21 protein-coding genes are annotated in these 19,139 nt (G+C 66.9%); 5 read left to right on the forward strand and 16 right to left on the reverse strand.

Features of this window, described 5'->3' with window-relative positions; all coding sequences use genetic code 11:
- Nucleotides 1-77: 77 nt before the first annotated feature.
- From VF167_04570 to VF167_04585, 4 genes are read right to left on the reverse strand one after another with little or no spacing between them, the layout of a single operon-like run.
- On the reverse strand, nt 78-782 hold the full coding sequence (locus tag VF167_04570) for a DUF1080 domain-containing protein (GenBank protein HEX6924675.1): 705 nt from the start codon (nt 780-782) through the stop codon (nt 78-80).
- 31 nt (nt 783-813) lie between these two features.
- Complete coding sequence (locus tag VF167_04575) at nt 814-1,269, reverse strand: VTT domain-containing protein (protein ID HEX6924676.1); 456 nt, start codon at nt 1,267-1,269, stop codon at nt 814-816.
- A gap of 40 nt (nt 1,270-1,309) precedes the next feature.
- Nucleotides 1,310-1,888: a YdeI/OmpD-associated family protein gene (locus tag VF167_04580; GenBank protein HEX6924677.1), complete on the reverse strand. Its 579-nt coding sequence runs from the start codon at nt 1,886-1,888 to the stop codon at nt 1,310-1,312.
- A gap of 30 nt (nt 1,889-1,918) precedes the next feature.
- On the reverse strand, nt 1,919-2,086 hold the full coding sequence (locus VF167_04585) for a hypothetical protein (GenBank protein HEX6924678.1): 168 nt from the start codon (nt 2,084-2,086) through the stop codon (nt 1,919-1,921).
- Nucleotides 2,087-2,218: 132 nt separating this feature from the next.
- Here VF167_04585 and VF167_04590 point away from each other — a divergent pair, with 132 nt between their 5' ends.
- Nucleotides 2,219-3,175: an alpha/beta hydrolase gene (locus VF167_04590; protein ID HEX6924679.1), complete on the forward strand. Its 957-nt coding sequence runs from the start codon at nt 2,219-2,221 to the stop codon at nt 3,173-3,175.
- Nucleotides 3,176-3,215: 40 nt separating this feature from the next.
- Here VF167_04590 and VF167_04595 read toward each other — a convergent pair whose 3' ends face one another.
- From VF167_04595 to VF167_04650, 12 genes are all read right to left on the reverse strand, one after another.
- Nucleotides 3,216-3,770: a DUF6665 family protein gene (locus tag VF167_04595; GenBank protein HEX6924680.1), complete on the reverse strand. Its 555-nt coding sequence runs from the start codon at nt 3,768-3,770 to the stop codon at nt 3,216-3,218.
- Nucleotides 3,771-3,772: 2 nt separating this feature from the next.
- Nucleotides 3,773-4,330: a dihydrofolate reductase family protein gene (locus VF167_04600; protein HEX6924681.1), complete on the reverse strand. Its 558-nt coding sequence runs from the start codon at nt 4,328-4,330 to the stop codon at nt 3,773-3,775.
- A 29-nt stretch (nt 4,331-4,359) separates the two neighbouring features.
- Entirely contained in the window at nt 4,360-4,812 is a 453-nt protein-coding gene (locus VF167_04605) for a VOC family protein (GenBank protein ID HEX6924682.1), read from the reverse strand.
- Between the two features lie 189 nt (nt 4,813-5,001).
- Nucleotides 5,002-6,153 carry an endo-1,4-beta-xylanase gene (locus VF167_04610; GenBank protein ID HEX6924683.1) on the reverse strand — a complete coding sequence of 384 codons (1,152 nt, stop codon included), beginning with the start codon at nt 6,151-6,153 and terminating at the stop codon, nt 5,002-5,004.
- Nucleotides 6,154-6,275: 122 nt separating this feature from the next.
- Nucleotides 6,276-6,704: a hypothetical protein gene (locus VF167_04615; GenBank protein HEX6924684.1), complete on the reverse strand. Its 429-nt coding sequence runs from the start codon at nt 6,702-6,704 to the stop codon at nt 6,276-6,278.
- 91 nt (nt 6,705-6,795) lie between these two features.
- On the reverse strand, nt 6,796-7,035 hold the full coding sequence (locus tag VF167_04620) for a DUF2164 domain-containing protein (protein HEX6924685.1): 240 nt from the start codon (nt 7,033-7,035) through the stop codon (nt 6,796-6,798).
- Between the two features lie 45 nt (nt 7,036-7,080).
- Nucleotides 7,081-8,028, reverse strand: a complete 948-nt coding sequence (locus VF167_04625; GenBank protein ID HEX6924686.1) for a serine hydrolase — start codon at nt 8,026-8,028, stop codon at nt 7,081-7,083.
- 73 nt (nt 8,029-8,101) lie between these two features.
- Complete coding sequence (locus VF167_04630) at nt 8,102-8,500, reverse strand: DUF4383 domain-containing protein (protein ID HEX6924687.1); 399 nt, start codon at nt 8,498-8,500, stop codon at nt 8,102-8,104.
- 90 nt (nt 8,501-8,590) lie between these two features.
- The gene (locus VF167_04635; protein HEX6924688.1) at nt 8,591-8,959 is read right to left on the reverse strand and encodes a hypothetical protein; all 369 of its coding nucleotides are present in this window, start codon (nt 8,957-8,959) and stop codon (nt 8,591-8,593) included.
- Nucleotides 8,960-8,983: 24 nt separating this feature from the next.
- Nucleotides 8,984-10,144, reverse strand: a complete 1,161-nt coding sequence (locus VF167_04640) for an efflux RND transporter periplasmic adaptor subunit (protein HEX6924689.1) — start codon at nt 10,142-10,144, stop codon at nt 8,984-8,986.
- Between the two features lie 28 nt (nt 10,145-10,172).
- The gene (locus VF167_04645; protein ID HEX6924690.1) at nt 10,173-12,581 is read right to left on the reverse strand and encodes an FtsX-like permease family protein; all 2,409 of its coding nucleotides are present in this window, start codon (nt 12,579-12,581) and stop codon (nt 10,173-10,175) included.
- On the reverse strand, nt 12,544-13,302 hold the full coding sequence (locus VF167_04650) for an ABC transporter ATP-binding protein (GenBank protein HEX6924691.1): 759 nt from the start codon (nt 13,300-13,302) through the stop codon (nt 12,544-12,546). The genes VF167_04645 and VF167_04650 overlap by 38 nt, the downstream gene beginning before the upstream one ends.
- Before the next feature lie 189 nt (nt 13,303-13,491).
- On the opposite strand from VF167_04650, the gene VF167_04655 reads away from it, so the two are divergent.
- Genes VF167_04655 through VF167_04670 form a run of 4 tightly spaced genes read left to right on the forward strand, consistent with a single transcriptional unit; the run spans nt 13,492 to nt 19,123 of the window.
- On the forward strand, nt 13,492-14,406 hold the full coding sequence (locus VF167_04655; GenBank protein ID HEX6924692.1) for a universal stress protein: 915 nt from the start codon (nt 13,492-13,494) through the stop codon (nt 14,404-14,406).
- Nucleotides 14,407-14,408: 2 nt separating this feature from the next.
- Nucleotides 14,409-15,332 carry a universal stress protein gene (locus tag VF167_04660; protein HEX6924693.1) on the forward strand — a complete coding sequence of 308 codons (924 nt, stop codon included), beginning with the start codon at nt 14,409-14,411 and terminating at the stop codon, nt 15,330-15,332.
- Nucleotides 15,333-15,344: 12 nt separating this feature from the next.
- Nucleotides 15,345-18,101, forward strand: coding sequence for a cation-transporting P-type ATPase (locus VF167_04665; protein HEX6924694.1), 2,757 nt, complete (start codon nt 15,345-15,347; stop codon nt 18,099-18,101).
- Nucleotides 18,098-19,123: an AI-2E family transporter gene (locus VF167_04670; protein HEX6924695.1), complete on the forward strand. Its 1,026-nt coding sequence runs from the start codon at nt 18,098-18,100 to the stop codon at nt 19,121-19,123. The genes VF167_04665 and VF167_04670 overlap by 4 nt, the downstream gene beginning before the upstream one ends.
- Nucleotides 19,124-19,139: the final 16 nt, after the last annotated feature.

Consider the following 19,139-nt stretch of genomic DNA (forward strand, 5'->3'; position numbering starts at 1 on the left):
TACCAAGCTTAGGGACAGCGTCTATCGAACACAATCAATCTGTGACCCGGGCCCGCAACCGCCGGATGCAGGGGGGCTCAGGGTGTCTCCTCGCTGAGCTGCCGGATCGGCGTGAGTCGGACTTTGCGGAACTCCACCTCGGAGCCCTCGGACTGCAGCGCGATCCGTCCACGCTCGGCGGTGGCATCGAAGCCGTAGTTCACGAGGTCACCGTTCACCCACACCTTGATCTCGCGGTCAACGGCCTCGATCACCATACGGTTCCATTCACCCACTGGGTGCTCGGAGCCGTCAGTCAGGTTGGGCGTGCGGCGCTGCTTGTCCCCGGTTGATCCCCAGGTCTCCGGTGGTCCGCGGCGTCTCTCCATGTCCGGCACCTTGATGTCCTCGACGATGCTCCAGAAATCGCCGGCGTTGGTGTGCATCATCTGGACTTCGATCGATTGCGGGAACATGTCGTACAGCGCGCGGGGAGTGGAGGCGTGGATCAGTACCCCCGCGTTGCCCGGCTCTCCGGCGAATCGGTACTCCACCTCCAGTCGGTAGTCTTCGAACACCTCGTCGGTCAGCAGGTGACCGCCCGGCTTACCGAGGCTGACCAGCAGGCCGTTGCGAACCAGGAAAGGACTCCTGGCGGAAGGATCGTCGTCCATCGCGGGAACGTCGGCGTGCCAGCCGCTGAGGTCCCGCCCGTTGAACAGGTCGCGCGGCTGCCCCTCCTGCGCGTGGAGGGCTGCCGAGGTGATCAGGGCCAGGATGACTTGAACGGCGAATCGTGGCACCGCACACCTCCGGGTAGGGGTGGAGTTCGGATCACCCGATCAGCATCCGGGCGTATTGCGGGATCAGAGCCACCACCGCGAAGTGGACCAGCCGACCGGCCAGGCCGATTACGAAGAAGGTCACGACGCTCATTCCGATGGTTCCGCAGGCGACGGAGACCACGTAGAGCGGGGGAAGTCCCACGAGGGCGCTGCTGAGTAGCAGGGCGCGGGCAAAGATCGGTCGTTCATCAAGGCTTTGCCGCAGGGACTCGACCGGCCTCCGCACCCGCTCCATCCCCATGTGGAGCACGCCTCGCCCTGCGTAAAACATCGCCACCTTGCCCACCATCTGTCCGACCGATGCGGCGACCACGAGCGGCCCGACGAACGCGTGCGGGCTGATCGCCGAAACCGACACCAGGTAGATCTCGGTGTTGATGAACGGAACGATGGCGCCGGCCACGCAGACGCCGAAGGTCGTGATCCAGAGAGCGAGCAGGCTCATGCCGCCGGAGTCCGGGGATGGATAGCCGCTGTGCGTCTCATCAGTAGAGCTTCTCGCCGCGCTCGAGCATCGCCACGAGTTTCTCGATTCGTCTTGCGCGGGTCTCGGGCTTCACCGCGGTCTGGATGCGATGGAGGATGGCGTATCGGTTAATGGAGTTGAGCGAAGCAAAGAACTCCTTCGCCCGCGGGCTCTGCTCCAGGGCAGCCTCGAGATCCGGGGGAATGCTGGCGGTGGCCGGGGAGTCGTAGGCACGATCCCATCGCCCGTCCGCTCGGGCGGCTTCGACCTCCCTCATTCCCGCCGGTCGCATCAGCCCGGCGGCGATGAGGCGCTCTACCTTCTCCCGATTGCGCTTCGACCAGGTGCTGCGCTTCCCTCGCGGGGTGAATTTCTGCAGCCACGAGGTCTCTCCCTCACTGCGCGCCTGCCCGTCGATCCAGCCATAGCAGAGCGCCGCATCCAGCGCCTCTTCGCGTGTCGGAGAGCTGAGGTCGGCTCCTTTCCGGGCGATTCGCAGCCACACCCCGCTGGAGGTGGCGTGGTTGGCCTCCAGCCACTCTCGCCAGGCTTCACCGGAGTCCAGATGGAGTATGGGGTATTCCGCGTCCTTTCCCATGGCCGCCGAGTCTACACTGCCTGGTGCCGCTCAGCGGCGCTGGCGTCCCCGCATCCGTCGGATGCCGGCGAGCAAAAGGTCACCCAGTATGAGCATGCTAAGGAATGCCAGGACCCAGGTCATTGTCTTGATCAGCCCCGGGGCGACGGTAACCGCAACGACGATCAGGAGCAAGACCAGCAGTAGGAGGCGAAGCATGGTCGGGATCGCAAACTGAGGGTGAGACGGCAATGTCGATCCAGTAGAGGTTGGTTCGACGCTCCTGCGAAGGGGTTGTGCGCGGCCCCCTTGGCAAGTCCGCGCGAGTAACTCGAGCTGGAGGATCGTCAAATGCCCACCGCCCGTCCCGGCGCCCTTGTGAGCCGCGCGCCGACCTCGCGGACCGCCCTCGTCCTGCTGACGGCAGCGACACTGTCCGGCAGCGCAGCCTTCGTCAGTCCATTGATGGGACAGCAGGTGCGCAGCGGGCGAGTAGCCGTGAACGGTGTGAGTTACTACTACGAGATTCACGGTGCCGGGGAGCCACTACTCCTGCTACACGGCGGTCTCGGCTCGATCGACATGTTCAGGCCCATCCTTCCCGCCCTGGCCGCCGAGCGCGAGGTGATCGCGGTCGACCTTCACGGTCATGGACGGACGCCGCTAGGTGAGCGAGAGATCAGCCTGGTAGACATGGGCGATGATCTGGCTGTGCTTCTCGAAGAGCTCGGCTACCAGCAGGTGGACGTCCTCGGCTATTCCATGGGTGGCGGAGTCGCCTTCCGCCTCAGCGTGCAGCATCCCGAACGCGTGCGGCACTTGGTCCTCGTGTCGGCCGGCTTCTCCCGCGACGGATTCTTCCCCGAGATGATCCCTCAGCAGGAGCAGGTGGGAGCGGAGATGGTCGAGGCGATGAAGGGCACACCGATGTACCAGTCGTATGTTTCGGTGGCCCCGAAGCCGGACGAGTTTCCGCGCCTCCTCGATAACATGGGGGCGCTGATGCGACAGCCCTACGATTGGTCCGCAGAGGTGAAGTCGCTTCGCATGCCGGTGATGCTGGTGTTCGGAGACAGCGACATGTACAGGCCCGAGCACATGGTCGAGTTCTACAAGCTGCTGGGCGGCGGGCACCGTGATGCCGGCTGGCAGCGGGAGAACATGTCGCAGAACCGTCTCGCCATCCTGCCCGGGCTGACCCACTACGAGATCTTCATGGCCCCACAGCTGGTCACCACCGTGCTCCCCTTTCTGAACGGGGAAACCGGTGCCCTCACCTGGACCGGCCAGGGAAACGCCGCGAACTGAGACTATCTCGGGGCTTCAGGTAGATCGTGGCCGACGCAGCTCAAGCGGGCGGGACGGGTTCGCCATCGACGCTCAGGAGGGCGTCGAGACGAACCGTCCGCCCGTTATCGAGCCGAAGGTATTCGGCCCGCTGGTAGGAATACACGTCCTCGATGACGCCGCGGACGGTCTCGACTGTGCCCCCGAAGGATTCCAGCTCGAGGGTGCACTCCCGGTGCAATGTGGCCAGTGCGAGCAAGCGATCGTGCACCTGGCAGGAGATGGGCGTATAGGGCCGCTCCCGCACTCCCATTCCCAGCCGCACGTCGGCCGGCACGTCGAGCTCGTCGAGGAGCCGGTCCGTATCCCGCAGGCCGATCGCCTCGCGCTGCACCACGTAGTGAAAGAGCGCCTCGGAAGCCGAGCGCACCAGGGCCTCTCGCTCGGCGGAGTGGCCACCACCCCGCTCCTTCTCGAACTCTCTCAGCGCCGCGAGTGACTCCTCGAGCTTCTCGCCCGCTCGTCGCAGGGTGGTGATCTTCTCCTGGAGAATTTCCGCCTCGACCCCATCCGCGCGGGAGAGGATGGAGGGGTCGAGGCGTTCCTGCTCGCGCATGATCAGCGCTCCTTCTGCACCTCGTACCGGAGCTCCACGAAGCCCTCCCCCTGAGCCCGGGCGGAAATGAGCTTCAGGGGCGGGGATACGATCGCACGCGGCAACAGGGGGGCGCCCCCGCCCAGAGTGACGGAGGCGATGGTCACGATCAGCTCATCGAGCAGGCCGTGGTCGTGAAACTGCCCCACCAGCTCCCCGCCGCCGATCAGCCAGATGTTCTTGCCGTTCGCTGCCTCGGCCATCGCCTGGTGGACGGGGCGAACGTCCCCCCGCACGAAGCGGATGTCGGCACCCGGCACCGCGGACAGGGAGCCGGTGGTGAAGACCCAGGCCGACTGATCGTACGGCCACGGCTTCTGATCGGGCTGGTCGAGGTGGATGTAGTTGTCGAGGAGCCACTGGTACGTCGTCGAGCCCATGGCGACCGCACCGACTTCGCGAATGAACTCCTCGTAGCCACCCTCCGGCGGATCGCCGAACTGCAACAACCATTCGAGCGAGTTGTCCGCGTCGGCGATGAAGCCGTCCAGGCTCGAGGCCGTGTAGTACTGGGTCTTCATGGTGCAGCGCTACGGCTGGTGAACCCCGATCACGCGGCCGGTTGCGCGCCGAACTGCACGTTGCCGGTATACGAGACCATCCACTGAACTCCGAAGCGATCGCGGAGCGAGCCATACTGCTCCGCCCATTCGGTGCGCGCAAGGTCCATTTCCACCGCGCCGCCGTTGCTCAGGCCGTCGAAGAGGCGCCGCGCTTCGTCCGCCGAGTCGGTCTCCACATAGATGTAGAAGTTGTTCCCTTGCGTCAGCTTCTGACCTGTCGACTCGAGCACGTCGGTGGCCATGAGGAGGGTACCGTCGGGAAGCGGGAGGGCGATGTGCATGATCTTGTCGAGATCGCTCCCCGAGAGGCCCATCTGTTCTCCTCCCATGTCCCGGTAGCGGAAGACCCCCATGTAATCGCCACCGAAGACCTGTCGATAGAATTCGAAAGCCTCCTCCGAATTGCCTGCGAAGTTGACGTATATGTGGGCGCGCTGCATGGTCTCCTCCGGGAGAGGGTGAACGAGACTGCCTTCTCACCGACGTCGAACCGACCGGACCGCAATCGACATATCGGGAAGGGCGTGGAAGACGAGGCCACTCGGCTCGGAAGGCGGAACGGTGAATGGCGTCGCCGGAACTGCCCTTGGGGGCTCTCTGCGAGCGGACGCCTCTCCCGGCCAGCCCGGCTAGTCCTCGGGCACGGCGATCACCGCGTGGAAGGCGGGTTTGGGTTGTCGCTCGCGGTCGAACAGCGTGGCGTAGTTGGTCCGCCGCGGGATCGGGTAGTTGTTCTTCCAGTTCGCCCCATCGTGCACCCCCCACAACGTGACCCGGTCGATCTTGTCCCGCTTGCGGTAGAAGATCTCGAAGAGCTCGGCGTAGCGTTCGGCGAGCTGCTGCTGCACCTCCTCCGGCAGTCCCTCCTTGTACGGATCGAGATAGGCCTCGAACTCCTCGAGCTGGAACTGCGGATCGCTCATCCCCCGACCGATGATCTGCCCCTCCCGCGTCAGCGGGAGAACGTCCACGTCCAGCTCCGTGATCATCACCTTCACGCCCAGGGCGGCGAAGGAATCGATTGCGGCTTCGATGTACTCGGTCTTCGGGTAGTTGAGGCCCCAGTGCCCCTGCATGCCGATCCCATCGATGCGGATGCCCTCACGCTGAAGCATCCGGACCATGCGGACGATGCCGTCGCGCTTGGCAGGCCTCCAGGCGTTGAAATCGTTGTAGTAGAGCTCGGCATCGGGGGCGTACTGCGCGGCGAATCGGAAGGCGTTCTTCACCAGCTCGTCGCCGTCCCCCACGGCGCGTACCCAGCTGGTCTGCCGGTAGGAGCCGTCGTTGTCGATTACCTCGTTGACCACATCCCAGGCATGGACGCGGCCGGCGTACCGCCCGGCCACCGCCTCGATGTGGCGGCGCATCCGCTCGATCTGTTGTTCGGGAGTGTTCGGATTCCCGTTCTCGTCCTGAAAGAACCAGTCCGGCGTCTGATTGTGCCAGACCAGGGTGTGGCCGACGATGAACATCCCGTGTGCCTCGCCGAACGCCACGATCGAGTCCGCCGGACCCCAGTTGTAGACTCCCGGGCGCGGGTTGATGGGCCCGGCCTTCATCGCGTTTTCGGCGGTGATCGAGTTGAAGTGCTCGAGCACGAGCCGCCGACCGCTGCTGTCGGCTCCGCTGACCACGCCTCGGCCCACCGAGACGCCGATCTTGAACGCTCCCTGGTAAGCTTCCTTGAGCGTGATGCCTCGCTGTGCGATGGCGGGGTTGCTGGAGAGGACCAGGGTTGCGCAGGCGAAGGCGGTAGCGAGCTCGAGGTGCTTTCTCATGACGTCGACGTGAACGGTGATCGATGGGCCTCTGAAAGAATCTGAAGAAGAGGATGAAAGGAGGCTCCAGACGGATCGGGCCGCCCGGAGCCGCCGCGCTGGCATCCACTGGCGCTACTCCTTCAGGCGAGCTCTTCCGGGTAGCTCGCCAGTAGCTGCTCGTACTGTTGCCCCACCTCCTCCGGCGTGAGCGTCGAGAGCTGCAGCGCCAGCTCCAGAGAGCGGAGGCGAGCGACGCAGGTCAGTGCACGGGCCATGGCTTCGGGGACCTTGAAGCGCTGCTGAATTCCGGTCGTGAGCGCCGTTCCGGCGGTCGCTACCGCCACGATGCCGCAGGTCCATCGCCAGGCGGCCGAGCCCTCTCCGATCAGGGGTCCGGTGGCGGCTGTGAGCCCCGCCAGCAGCGTGGCCAGGCTCGAGAAGAGCAGGTTCAGCGCGATGACGCGTATGTTCACCCGCTTCAGTTGAGCGGCTCGGCGCTCGACCTTTTCCCGGTGCTCGGTAATGCGGGCGGCAAGGACCGACCGGGGATCCGTCGCTGTGGGCTGCATGACGACCTCGACCGGGATTGGCTGTATCGGCGCGGCTATGCCTCTACATTGCGTGCCGTCCTGACCTCCATCAAGGCGGTCGATGGGGGTCTCAGGGCGGGCTTTCCCGCTCGTAGACCTCTCCTTCGATGTCCGTCAGCTTGTCCTGGACGAAGGCGGCCGCGTCGCGCACGCCCTGGTTGTAAACCGGCGGGCCGAGCTCCTTCACGAAGAAGTCGAGCAGCCCGTTCGCCCTGAAGTCGCTGATCTCCTCGTCGAACTCGTCCAGGTAGTGCTGCTTGATCGAGCGGAGGATGCTGGCGCGGCGATCGCCGGAGAGCTTGATGCGCATGCGTGTTTGGGGCGCCGGAATGGAGGTCTGCGGTGAACCCGGAAGCTACCGCGTGGCGGCTCCAGGCCGCCAGGCGTCGTCCGGGTTGAAGTGGCGATAGACGGCGCGGGAGATATTCCGCAGAAGCTCGGCTCCTTCGTTCACGGGGCCCCAGCGGGTATCCGCCTGATCGCGCGTGGCAACCGCCAGCACGTAATCACCGCCCGGTGCGTCGACCAGAAGGACCTCCGAGCGGGACGAGCTCACGAATCCCTGCTTCGAGGCGACCTGGACGGTGGGAGGGATCTGGGAGACGGCTACGTCTCGCCAGTAGCTGCTCGTCAACATCCTGTACATTGTCTCCGAGGCGGCCGGGCTGACCGCTCTGCCTTCACGGATCATCACCAGCAACTCGCCGATCTCACGCGGGGTCATCTGGCCCCACCCGTAGGCCTCGCGTGCCGCTTCCCGACCCGGGGTTCGCGAGTTCACCCGGGTCTGGCGGAAGCCGTGTCCGGCCAGCCATTCATTGACCGTCGATCCCCCACCCACCAGCGCTTGGATCCAGAGGCTGGCGTGGTTGTCGCTTACCGAGAGCATCAGGAAGGCCACTTCTGAGAGCGGCAGAGTATCTCCCGGCTCCATGTAGCCCACTACATCGGTCGCCTCGGTGTAATGGTAGGTGAGAGTGTCCGGGTAGGCGACCGTTCCTTCCAGAGAGAGGTCGCCCCGTTCGATCCGATCGAACAAGGTCACCAACAGCGGCACCTTGATCAGGCTGGCGGTAGGGAAGAGTGAGTCCGCGTGGATCTCCACTCCCCGGTCGCTGTCGAGATGGCGGACATAAACACCCACCTTCCCGTCGAAACCCTGGACGATTCCCTGCAGCTCGCGCAGGAGGACCGAGTCGGTCTCGACGACGGGGAAGTCAGGGTTTTGCTGGGCGGGAGCATGCCCGGCTCGGACGAGAGCGAACGCTACCCAGCCAAGCGCGGCGATGGTGTGCCGTAGCATGGAGGCCACGCTGTGGTATGTGGACGGCAGGCGGCCGGCCCGGGCGGGGCCGGCCGCGGTGTGCAGGGTGGCTTCAGGCGCGCGCCGGTGCGCTCTCGCCCGCGAAGCCGATGTATGCCAGGCCTACGGCAAGAATAGCGTGGAGCCAGATGTCGTGCGATCCGATGGGCACGAGTCCGAAGGTCGTGGGATCGATGAACGCGAGCACGACCAGCAAGGCGTAGATCACGGCCCCTACGCGGCCGAAGGTGCGTGCGCCACCGAAGCTCCGGGCCGCCACGATGCCCCAGACGCCGAAGGCGATGTGAACCAGATTGTGGAGGAGATTCACGGGGAACAAGCCGAAGAGCCGGGCGCTGGTGTCCATATCGGCATTCATCGACATGCCGCTCGGAATGAACAGTCCCAGCACGCCCACCAGCAGGAACACCACACCAAAGATCAGAGCCCCGCGTTGTGCCGTGCTCCGCATGAGCCGCCTCCTTCCGGTAAAGGAAAGCAGAAACCTGTGGCGTAGCCAGGACCTGCAAAAAGCAGGCGGCGACGCCGGTCCTTCTCTCCCTCAGCCGCCCTGCGGCCTGAACCGCATCGCGCTCCACACCTCGTCGATGGAGATCTGACGGTTGGGCTCGATCCCGTGTGGCTGCATCGTCTGCCAGAGGATGTCCCGATTCAGGTCCGTCCCGAGCTGCTTCGCTTTTGGATATGCCATCCAGGTGACTTTGCCGGCCTTCGCGGCCTCCCGAACGACAGAGGCGAGTTTATCCGCTTCCTTCTGGTCACGAAGGAAGACGAGCACGCCGTCCGCCCCGGGGTCGTCGACGACGCGAAGTCCGTCCAGCTCGACCTCGGCCGGCTTCCCCACCACGCGCACGGCCATTCCGCTCTTCAGGTTCAACTTCTTCGCGAGCTCGCTATCGTAGGTGGCCATTTCCTCTTCCCAATTGTTGATCCCTCATCCCGCCTTGACCTTCACCCCGTCTTCTACGTCGGCCGGGGGGAAGACGATCACTGTGTCGCCCTCCTGCAGGCCCTCGATCACCTCTGCCGCCTCCGTGCTGCGCTGACCCAGTTTCAGGGGGCGCAGCCGGGCGCGGCCGCCTTCGACCACGAAGACGCACCACTCACCGTTTCGCTGGAAGAGTGCGCTGGTGGGCACGGTGAGCACATCCTGCCCCTCCCACACCACGATCCGCGCTTCAACCCGATATCCCGCCCCCAACTCGGGAGGCGCCGCCAGAAGGTCCACGATCACATTCACCCGCTGCTCTTCGACGCCCAAGGCGGAGACCTCGGTGAACGCCGCGGGCTCCACGCGGCGCACCTTCCCCTCGAGCGGGCGATCGCCGCCCCACTCCTCCACCAGTACGCGATCGCCGGGGGAGATGCGAACCGCGTCGGTCGACAGGACGTCGACGACGACTTCCAGCCCGTCCGCGTCGCCGATCTCCAGCAGGGGGGTGCCGGGGGGCACCACCCGCTCGCTCTCCTCCAGCACGCGCAGGACCCGGCCGGAGGCCGGTGATACCACGTCCACGGTTGGAGCTCCCGAGCCGGTGGCACCGAGCAGGGAGGCTCGCATCGCCTCGACTTCAGCGTCGGCCGCCAGCAGCGCGGCGCGCGCGGCCTCGGCCTGGCGGGCGGCGGTGCTCGCCTGGAGCTCCGCCTGTTCCATTGCCTCGCGACTCAGTGCTCCCGCCTCCGCCAGCACGCGCCGGCGCTCCGCCTCGAGCCGGGCCTGTCTCGCTCGCTCTTCCGCCTGCTCCGCTTCTGCCGCCACCTGATTGCGACGGGCTTCGGCCGCGTCGACCTGGGCTTGGGTCACGCGTCGGGTCCGGGCGTCCTCCGGGGCCGGTGCGAGTCGGGCGACGATCTCGCCGGCCGCCACCCGATCGCCCTCCTCGAGGTGGATCCGATGGAGCTGTCCACCTACCGGGGCAGCGATCACGAACTCATCCCGGACCCGCGTCATCCCCTCTTCCTCCACCCGGACACGGAGCGTCTGACGGCCGACGACCGCCACCTCCACCTGGACCGCGGAGCCGCACATCCCCAGCATCGCCACCAGGATCAGCGCGGTCACGACGCCAACGATGACCCACCGTTTCTTCGTCATCTGCTCCGGAGTTCAGGGTCGGTCGGGGTCATTCCCGGGTCTTCAGCACCTCGACGAGATCGATCCGGTCGAGCCGTCGACGTACGATGAGCCCGCTCAGCGCGGCGGCCGCGAGGGTCGCCAGAGCCGAGTACAGGTACGTCTGCGTGCTCACCACCAGGGGAATCCGGTAGCTCTCGGTGGCCAGTCCCGCGACCATCGCCGCGGCCAGGAGATACCCGATGATCCATCCCAGCGGGATGGCGGCGACCGTGATCGCGCCCTGCTCTCCCAGCAGTAGCACCGCCACCTCGCGGCGCGAGAAGCCGAGCACCCGCAGGCTGGCCAGCTCCCGTCCCCGCTCCGAAAGGGCCACCCGCGCTCCGTTGTACACGACCGCCACCGCGATCACACCCGAGAAGGCGAGCATGAAAAAGACGGAGATCAGCAGCGATTCTTCGAGCTGCGTCTGGAAGTTGACCAGCATGTCGGCGGGCGAGGCGACGCTCGCAACCACGGGAAGCTCCTTCAGCCGCGCCCCCAGCTCCCTGCGGGCGTCGGGTTCCACCGCCAGGTAGGCGCCCGAGACCACCCGAGGCCCGCGCACCAGGCGATCCAGCGCGTCGAGTCGCATGTAAGCGGAGAGACCGACGAAGTCGTCGACGATGCCGGTTACCCGAACTTCGTCGGTGCGGCGTTCGCCCTCGAGTATCTCCACCGTCAGCAGATCACCGGGCTCGACCCGCAGATTGTTTGCGAGCATCCGGCTGAGCACCAGCCCCTCCGCCGGCACCGGTTGAACTGCCCCGCTGGCGGAGACGACACGGCGAAGCTGCGGTTCGGGCTCGATCCCGGTGATGGCCGCCTCCTTCTCGCGGTGGCCGGCCTTCAGGCGCGCACCGACCGCTCGGAAAGGTTCCACTCGCGTGACACCGGGCAGGTGGGCCAGCTCGAACCGGACCGAACGCGGCAGAGGGTTGTTGAAGGTGACCGAGAGGTCTTCCCGCTGCACCTTGCCGAACTGAAGGTCCATCATGTAGCCGACGCCATCGAACGTGAACATGCCCGTGACGAGGATGGCCACCGCCATGGCCACCCCAGTCGCCGAGAGCAGCGTCCGGATCGGCTGCCGCTCGATATTGCGCAGGATCATCCGGCCCGACGGTGGGAGCAACTCGCCGAGCCCCGCCCGTTCCGCCCAGCCGGGTCGGAAGTGCGCGGGCGCTGGCGGGCGCATCGCCTCGGCAGGTGGCAGGCGCACCGCTCGGCGCACCGCCCCCAGCGCTCCCAGCGCCGCCCCCGCCACGCTCACCATCACCCCAATCAGCAGCAGCGACGGGCGCAGCGAATAGCGCAGCTCCGGAAAGCGAAAGTACTCGGTGTAGAGGTTCACCATCGAGTGCCCCAGCCACACCCCGAGGCCGCAGCCCATCACCGCACCGACCACCACCGCGGCGAGCGCATACCCGAGGAAGTGCTTCCCGACCTCGACGTCGTCGTAGCCGAAGGCCTTCAGGACCGCAATCTCGGTCCGTTGGGTGGCCACCATGCGGCCCAGCACCACGTTCAGGAGAAAGGCCGCAACGCCGAGGAAGATGGCCGGCACTACGGTCCCCAGCGAGCGGTTCTGATCTAGCTCGCCTTGCAGGATCAAGTGCGACGGTTGGTCCTCCCGCCCATAGGCGCCCAATCCCCCGTACGGCTCCAGCAGACGATCGAGCTCCTCGATCACGGCGTTGCGGCTGGCGCCGGGGGCGAGCGTCAGCACCACCTCATTGAAGGCGCGATCCATGTCGTACGCCGGTCCCAGGGCCTCCCGGCTCATCCAGATCACGCCATACCGCTCATCGTCGGGAAAGAGGGCGCCGGGGGGCACGGCGTAGGTGTGCTCCGGCGAGATCGCCACGCCGACGATGTCCAGTCGACGCAGGCGACCATTGAGCACGGCCCGGAGCGTGTCGCCGGGCACGAAGCCGTTGGCCTCGGCGAAGTTCTCGCTGATGATCGCCCCGTTGCGCGCGCCGGGCGAGAGGTAGCGCCCCTTGGTCAGATGAATGTCGCCGACGTCTGGACGTCGCCGCTCCGGCACCGACACGAAAAGCCCCAGCGCCGGCGCCTCGACGCCGGGAACGTCCAGGGCCGCGGCGAAGGTCACCCGGGTCGTGACTGATGCCACGCCCGGAATTTCCTGAATGCGGGCCACCAGCGATTCGGGTGCTCGCTCCAGGTTGGACCAGACGTCCGGGAAGCGCGCTTGGCGGTAGTACCGGTCGCGCGCGTCGACCAACGCCTCGTAGGTTCCGCGTAGGGTGAGAACCGTCATCACCCCGACCGCCACCAGAGCGGCAATCGAGGCCATCTGTCCGCGCTGCGCCCAAAGCTCGCGGAGCAGCTTACGGTTCAACGTCCTCACCCCTGCCTCACCATTCGATCTCGTCCGGTGATGCGCGGCGCTCATTGCGCCGCTCCTCGACGATCTGGCCGCTGCTCATGCGCAACACCCGGTCGCCCAGGGCAGCGATGGAGGCATTGTGCGTGATGATGGCGGTCGTGGTGCCGGTCTCCTCGTTGACCCGCGCGAGGACCTCCAGAACCCGCTTCCCCGTCTGGAAGTCCAGCGCCCCGGTGGGCTCGTCGCAGAGCAGCACGTCCGGCCGCTTGGCGATCGCACGCGCGATGGCCACCCGCTGCTGCTCGCCGCCGGAAAGCTGGGCGGGAAAGTGGTCCTTCCGCTCGCTCAGTCCTACCAGCTCGAGCGCCGCTTCCGCGTCCATCGGATCCGATGCGATGTCGGTCACCAGCGCGACATTCTCGCGGGCGGTGAGGCTGGGGATCAGATTGTAGAACTGAAAGACGAAACCGACGTGCTCCCGCCGATAGCGTGTCAGCTCCCGCTCGTCGGCTTCGCTCAGGTTGTGATCGAGGTACCAGACAGTCCCGCTCGTCGGCACGTCCAGGCCACCGAGAATATTCAGGAGGGTGCTCTTCCCGCTCCCCGACGCACCCAGCAGGATCATCAGCTCCCCCGCATAAAGATCCAGGTCCACCTGTCGGAGGGCGTGTACTTCCACCTCCCCCATCCGGTAGATCTTGGAGACCTTGCGAGCACGGAAAACCGCCTCGGGCGCGGTGGGATCGAGGGGAGGCGGAGGTCGGGTCGAGGAGAGTTGCGCGTCCACGGTATGTGTGGAAATGCGGGGGCGGCCGGGCAGGCGGTCCGGCCGCGTTCGCCCCGCATACGGTAATCCCGCTGGTCCCCGTAGTACAGTGACGTTTGCCCGCGTGCCGCGGATTGCTTCCTGCATATCGAGCTTCCGGAACGAAGTTCGATCGAAACCCACCCAGATCAGGCCAACCCGGGAGGTCAGATGAACCGCTCGTTGGGCACCGTTGTGGTGGGGGTCGGCCAGCTCGAGAAGCCCGACCCTCTGCTGCAGGCGGCCGTTCGCCTCGTCGGCGACCGCGCCGCCACCATCATCGCGGTGCACACTTACCGGCTCCCCGATCCGTTCATCGCCTCCTATCCGGACATAGTCACTATGGATCCGGAACTGGCAACGGCCGCGGAGCAGGCGCTGCTCCGGCAGCTCGAGGAGCAGATCAACTCTCTCGGCGCCAGCACGGTCCAGGCGCGCGTGCTCCCGGGTCCCCCCGATCTCGCCATTCTGAATGTGGCGGAGGAGACCGGGGCCGATCTCATCATGGTGGGCGTCACCGAGCGGGGGGCCATCTCGCGCGCAGTTCTCGGGACCACGGCCGGTCGTATCGTCCGGACTTCGGCGGTTCCGGTGATGATCCAGCGCAGCCTGGCGCCATCCCGCCCGCGAAAGATCCTGCTGACCACCGATCTGTCTGAGCTAAGCGGGTCACTGTACCGCAACGGGCTGGAAATCGCGCGGCGGTTGGCGGACCCACAGGCAGACTTCCGCGCGCTGTTCGTGGTGGGTCAGAGTCTCCCGGTCGTCCCGGACGTCCAGCCGTCATTCCTGCAATCCGTTCGAGAGCGCGACCTCGATCCCTTCCTCGAGCGCTGGACGCCGGAGGGCGTGTCGTGCGAGGGCAGAGTTCGACTCGGCGACCCTTCGGCCGAGATCCGGGCGGAGGCGGAAGAATGGGGGGCCGATCTGCTGGTGGTGGGCACGCACGGCAGGAGCGGGTTCTCGCGGCTGCTCATCGGCAGCGTGGCGGAGTCGATCTCGCGCCGCGCCGCGTGCGACGTTCTGGTAGTCCCGGCGAGGGGCATCGGCGAGGAGACGACGGAGGACGATCAACCGAACAGCTGACCATGGAAAAGATAACCAGCATCCTCGTTGCCTCCGATCTGTCGGAAGAGTCCGACGAAGTGGTCCGCGCCGCTGGAGAGATTGCCCGCGCGACGGGAGCGACGGTGCACCTGCTCAACGCTTTCGATCTTCCTCCCGAAGCCAGCGTCCGAAAGTCGACCGCGCCCGTCACCTTCGCGCAACGGATCGAAGAGGCGGAGCAGCGACTCGATGAACAGATCCGGCGAGGAATTCCCGAGGGGGTGTCGGTGGGAAGCCGTCGCGTGGAGGTCTACGTCGCGCACAAGGCGATCCTCGACGGGGCGGTGGCGGTCGCCGCGGACCTGATCGTGGTGGGGCCCCACGGCCGCCGCCGTTTCGGCGACGATGTCCTGGGGGGGACGGCGGATCGGGTGATCCGATCCGCCGAGGTACCGTGTCTGGTGGCACGCGGGACCCTTTCGCTGCCGCTACGCCGGATCGTCGCGCCAGTGGACCGTTCCGCCGCCGCCACCGCTGCGCTGGAGGTGGCGATTGGATGGGGAGTCCTGCTCGGGGGCGGCGACGCTACCGAGCTCGATGTCGAGCACATCCTCCCCGAGGCCATGAACATCCCCGAGCTGGGAATTGATCCGGACCGGATCGTCGAGCGGCTCGGCCAGGAGGTGCAGGAGGTCGTTTCGCGTGTCCCCGGCGCGGAGTCGTTGAACGTCGTGACCCGCGTACGTTGGGGGCAGTCGGCGGTCGAGGAGATCACGCGGCTGGCGGGGGAGAATCACGCGGACCTGGTGGTGATCGGAACGCACGGCCATGGGCCCCTGCGACGCTTCCTGATCGGCAGCGTGGCCTCCGGGGTCGCTCGCCGCGCGCCCTGCTCGGTGTTGCTGGTGCCTCCAGCGATGTGGCGCCAGGAGCGCCAGCGGTTGAGTGGGGCGGATGCGCGTTGACGCATAGCGGAGATGTCGACCTCCGCCAGGTCGCGCGCGGCTCCCGGGAGCATGTCGGCGCATACGGGTGAGACGGAGCCGAGCAACGCCTGGCACGCTCTGACGACGGAGGAGGCGCTCCAGCGCCTGGGGTCGGCCCCCGCCGGTCTCACGTCGGCGGAGGCGGAGGCTCGCCGCGCCCGCTACGGACCCAATCGCCTGCGTCCTCCCGAGAGGGCTTCCGCCTGGAAGATCCTGGCCGACCAATTCCGCAGCGTGGTGATGGCGCTGCTGGTCGTCGGCGCGGGGGTGGCCCTGGTGCTCGGTGATCCGGTGGATGCCGCGGCGATCGCGGCGGTGCTCGTGATCAACGCGGTGGTCGGGTTCTCCACCGAGTACCGCGCGCGAGTCGCCGTCGCCGCGCTGATGCGCCTGGAAGTGCCGCAAGCCGTGGTCGTGCGGGACGGGCAGCCGCGGGAGCTACCGGCGGAGACGCTCGTCCCCGGCGATGTGATCCAGCTGGAGGCCGGCCAGTCCGTGCCTGCGGACGCGCGACTCCTGAGCGGCACGGAGATTCGGGTCAACGAAGCCCCGCTGACCGGGGAGTCGGTGCCCGTCAACAAGAACCCGACCCGTGCGCTCGAGCCCGACACACCGCTGGCCGAGCGGGTGAACATGGTCTACATGGGCACGGCGTTGGTGGCGGGAAGCGGACGCGCGCTGGTCGTGCGGACGGGGATGGAGACGGAGGTGGGGAGGATCGGAGGGCTGGTCGGCGGGATTCATGAGGAGCGGACACCCCTCGAACACCGTCTCGATGCCCTGGGGCAGCGCCTCGTTTGGGTCGCGCTCGCGGTCACCGCGGTCGTGGTGGCGGTCGGGCTGCTACGGGGTGAGCCGCTCGGCCGCATGATCGAGACGGGGCTGGCGCTGGCGATCGCCGCCGTTCCCGAAGGCCTCCCCGCCGTCTCCACCATCGCTCTCGCGGTGGGCGTTTCGCGCATGGCCCGGCGCAAAGCGCTCGTGCGGCGCCTTCCGGCCGTGGAGGCGCTCGGCTCCGCGACGGTCGTCTGCACCGACAAGACCGGAACGCTCACCGCGGGCGAGATGACCGTCGCGGAGCTCTGGGCCGGCGGTCACGAGTACCGCTTCACCGGCGCCGGCTATGCTCCCGACGGTGTCGTCACCCGCGACGGAGAGTCGGTGGACGCAGGGGCCGACCCGGTGCTGCGCTCAGCACTCAGGATCGGCGCGCTGAACAACCGCGCCGGCCTGGATCGAACCGACGGAGGCTGGACCGCTCGGGGAGACCCGACCGAAGCCGCTCTGCTCGTGGCGGCACGCAAGGCCGGGCTCGATCCCACGGCCCTTCAGCGCGAATGGCCGGAGGTGGCGGAGCTCCCCTTCTCCAGCGAGCGCATGCTGATGGCCACCTTCCACGAGACTCCCGAGGGACGCCGGGTGGTGGTGAAGGGGGCGCCAGCGCGGATCCTCGAGCGGAGCTCCCGGGTGGCCACCGACGAGGGAGTGGAACCGCTGGACGATCCATCCCGCGAGCGCATTCTCACCCGCAACCGGGAGATGGCCTCGCGCGGCCTGCGCGTGCTCGCCCTCGCCGAAGCGGCCGCCGACTCCACCGACGAAGAAGCGGTGCGCGATCTGACCTTCGTTGGGCTGGTGGGGATGAGTGATCCACCCGCGCCTGGCGTGCGGGAGACGATCGACACCTTCAACACGGCCGGAATCCGCACCGTGATGATCACCGGCGACCAGGCGCTCACCGCGGAGGCGATCGCGAAGGAGCTGGGAATCGTGCGGGAGGGGCAGGGGGTGATGGAAGGTAGGCGCCTCAGGTCGCTTTCCGATGCGGAGCTCGCGGAGGAGCTGCCGAACATCGCCGCGCTGAGCCGCGTCCCGCCCGAGGACAAGCTACGCATCGTCAACGCTTTCCAGCGCCGTGGCGAAATCGTCGCCATGCTGGGCGACGGCGTGAACGATGCGGCGGCCCTGAAGAAGGCGGACATCGGTGTGGCGATGGGTGGCCGGGGAACCGACGTGGCCAAGGAGGCGGCCGCCGTCGTACTGCAGGACGACCGCTTTCAGACCATCGGCGCGGCGGTGGAAGAGGGGAGGGTGATCTTCGACAACATCCGGAAGTTCGTCTTCTATCTCTTCAGCTGTAATCTCGCCGAGGTTTTCGTCCTGCTGTTCGCCAGCCTTGCCGGTCTGCCGCAACCGCTCCTGCCTCTGCAGATCCTCTGGCTGAACCTTGTCACGGATACTTTCCCGGCCCTCTCCCTCGCGGTGGAGCCGGGGGAGAGCGACGTGATGCAACGCCCGCCCAAGCACCCGCAGGAAGCCATCCTATCGGGCGGCTTCCTCGCCAGGATCTCCATCTACGGCTTGTTCATCACCGGCGCGACCCTCGGCGCTTTCGTCCTCGCACTGGCGGGCGACGGAGACAGGGGCCGGGGCACTTCGGTCGCCTTCATGACGCTCGCGCTCGCGCAGATCTTCCATCTCGGAAACGCGCGCGACGATAAGCCCGTAGTCGGTTGGGAGGCGGCGACGCGCAATCCCTGGGCGCTGGGGGCGATTGCGGTCACCGTGTTCCTGCAGTTGCTGGCCGTCTATTTCGCGCCCCTCACCTCCATTCTCGGTCTCGTGAGACTCACGGCAGCGGACTGGTCCCTCATCGTGCCCTTCGCGCTCGCGCCGGCGGTGATCGGGCAGGCTACGGCCTGGATCCGAAGCCGCCGCAGCTTGCCGCGCGCGGGCGCGGTTCCATGAACGGGCGCGTGGGCGCCGGCTGGGTGATCGTCGGCCTCGGGCTGGTGATCCTCTTCCTCATCCTCCCCTTCACGGTGGGGTTGATGGGTGCCGGGGTGCTGTACGTGGTGTGCGCGCCGGTGCACCGCCGCCTCGCTCTGCGAATCGGGCTGCGGTGGGCAGCCGCCGTCGTGCTGTTGGGGGCGTTGCTGCTTATCCTGATCCCCGGCGCTCTGCTGGTTACCGTGGCGATGGACCAAGGTCCGGAGATCCTGCGAGGGCTTCCTCAAAGTCCTGTCTTCGACCGCATCGCCGCCCTGCGCGTGGGGGGAGTGGAAATCGGCGCCCACCTCACTTCCGCGAGCGGGAGCCTGCTGAGCTGGCTCTCGCAACAGGCGCTCAGCGTTTTTGGCAGCATCACCCGAACGGTCCTCAACCTCGTCATCACCTTCTTCGGGCTCTATTACCTGCTGGTCGCGCGGCCGGGTGCGTGGGAGACGGTGCGCAGCTACCTGCCCTTTTCGCCGGAGAACGCCGACCTGCTGCGCGCACGCTTCCACAGCGTGACCGAGGCCGCGCTGCTGGGGATCGCCCTCACCGCGGTGGTACAAGGGACGATGATCGGGCTGGGCTTCTGGCTGGTGGGGCTGCCGAATTCTCTCTTCTGGGGGATGGTGACGGGGATCGTATCGGTCTTGCCGGTTCTCGGCAGCGCCATCGTCTGGTTCCCGGCCGTGGTGGTCCTGCTCCTTACCGAACGATTCGGCGGCGCGATCGCGCTCGCCCTGATCGGGGGGCTGGGAGCCGCGAACATCGACAACATCGTGCGGCTCATCGTCTTCAAGCGGGTTTCCAACATCCACCCGATGGTGACGCTGGTCGGAGCCTTTGCTGGCGTCCGGTACATGGGGCTGATCGGCGTGCTGCTCGGCCCTCTGGCCATCACCTACTTCTTCGAGCTGCTACGGGTCTACCACGCCGAGCACAGGCGGGTCGAGGAAGGTGAGAAAGACGCCGCCAGGCCGTCGTGGAAGACGGCCTAGCGGCTTCCGCCGGGAC

This window comes from Longimicrobiaceae bacterium (assembly GCA_036375715.1).
In the GTDB taxonomy this organism is placed as follows: Bacteria; Gemmatimonadota; Gemmatimonadetes; order Longimicrobiales; family Longimicrobiaceae; genus DASVBS01.